We start from the raw sequence: 313 nt of genomic DNA, 5'->3' as shown, positions 1-313 counted from the left end.
TACCGGTGGCGCCAGCCTCATATTCGGCAATGGCGGAGCCGGCGGCGCCGGCGGGCTCGGCGACTCTGGCGGGGCCGGTGGGGGCGGCGGCAACGCGGGTGCGCTCTACGGCAATGGTGGCGCCGGTGGGGCAGGCGCAAACGCTTTACTCCCCACCGGCAATGGCGGAGCCGGTGGTACCGGTGGTAACGCGGGCACGCTATTTGGCACCGGCGGCGCCGGTGGGCTCGGCGGTGCCGGCGTCAACGGCGGCGCCGGAGGGCTGGGCGGCGCTGCTGCCACCCTGTTCGGCACCGGTGGGGCCGGCGGCGGG

Annotated in this window: 1 protein-coding gene; it reads left to right on the top strand. The window is 76.4% G+C overall.

Features of this window, described 5'->3' with window-relative positions:
- Positions 1 to 313: hypothetical protein (locus BST12_RS32740; RefSeq protein WP_211281440.1), on the top strand; the 313-nt coding region annotated here is incomplete at both ends.

The sequence above is a fragment of the Mycobacterium angelicum genome (genome assembly GCF_002086155.1).
Lineage (GTDB): Bacteria > Actinomycetota > Actinomycetes > Mycobacteriales > Mycobacteriaceae > Mycobacterium > Mycobacterium angelicum.
Note: the sequence above shows the minus strand (reverse complement) of the source record. Positions and strands in the feature narration are given on the sequence as shown.